The organism is Nonomuraea sp. PA05, from assembly GCF_008086045.1.
In the GTDB taxonomy this organism is placed as follows: domain Bacteria; phylum Actinomycetota; class Actinomycetes; order Streptosporangiales; family Streptosporangiaceae; genus Nonomuraea; species Nonomuraea monospora.
The window spans coordinates 1-1,010 of record NZ_VSEY01000107.1; the positions used below are offsets into that span (position 1 = coordinate 1).

At 65.8% G+C, this 1,010-nt stretch carries 1 protein-coding gene; it reads left to right on the forward strand.

Annotated elements, in window-relative coordinates; all coding sequences use genetic code 11:
- Positions 1–62: 62 nt before the first annotated feature.
- Complete coding sequence (locus tag FXF51_RS60225; RefSeq protein ID WP_148443837.1) at positions 63–977, forward strand: IS982 family transposase; 915 nt, start codon at positions 63–65, stop codon at positions 975–977.
- Positions 978–1,010 lie beyond the last annotated feature (33 nt).

Sequence of the window (1,010 nt, forward strand, 5' to 3'; positions counted from 1 at the left end):
TCTAGATGGATGAGTCCAAGGCGTAGCTGCGGAGATAGGGCGAGGATGTCCATTCTCGGGTTGTGACGACCGAACTGGACACCCTCGCAACCGCACTCTATGTGAGGGTCGATGATCTGCTGAAGAGTGCGCCGGAGCTGGCCCCCTGGCGGCCCAAGGCCGGTATCGCACCCAGGCTGAGTGATGCCGAACTGGTGACGCTGGCGGTGCTGTCGGCACTGCTCGGTTACTACTGCGAGCGCCGCTGGCTGCGGTACGCGCACGCCGAGCTGCGCGGCATGTTCCCCTGTCTTCCTCAGCAGTCGGGCTACGGCAAGCGGCTGCGCAAGTCGGTCGGCCTGGTCATGGCCGTGATTCGGGTGCTGGCCTGCGACAGTCCGCTGTGGAGCGATGATGTCTGGGTGGCCGACTCCACCCCGGTGGAGTGCGGCCGCTCGGTGGAGACCGCACGGCGCAGCCGACTGGCAGGCTGGGCCGAGTACGGCTACTGCGCCTCCCACTCCCGGTACTTCTGGGGGCTGCGCCTGCACCTGGTGTGCACCCTGGGCGGGCTGCCGGTGCTGTTCGCGCTGGCCGGGGCCAAGGCCGATGAACGCGAGGTGCTGCTCGGCATGCTGCGCAGCGCTCCGCATCTGATGGCCGAGCACCCCCGCCAGACGATCATCGCCGACCGGCAGTTCTACGGCCAGGCCTTCGAACACGAGCTGGCCGAAGGCGGGATGAGACTGCTGCGCCCGGCCCGCGCCGGCGAAACCGAACGAGCCGGAGCGCACCTGTTCAAGCCGTTACGCCAGACCATCGAATCGATCAACCAGACCTTTAAAGGCCAGCTTGACCTGGAACGACACGGAGGCCGCACCGTGGCGGGCGTCATTGTCCGGGTGTTCATCAAGATCCTGGCCCTGACCGCGGCCATCTGGCACAACGGCCAGACTCATCAACCCGTCAACCGATCGCTGACCGCCTATGACCACTGACTTCACCAAGAACCCTTGGACTCATCCATCTAG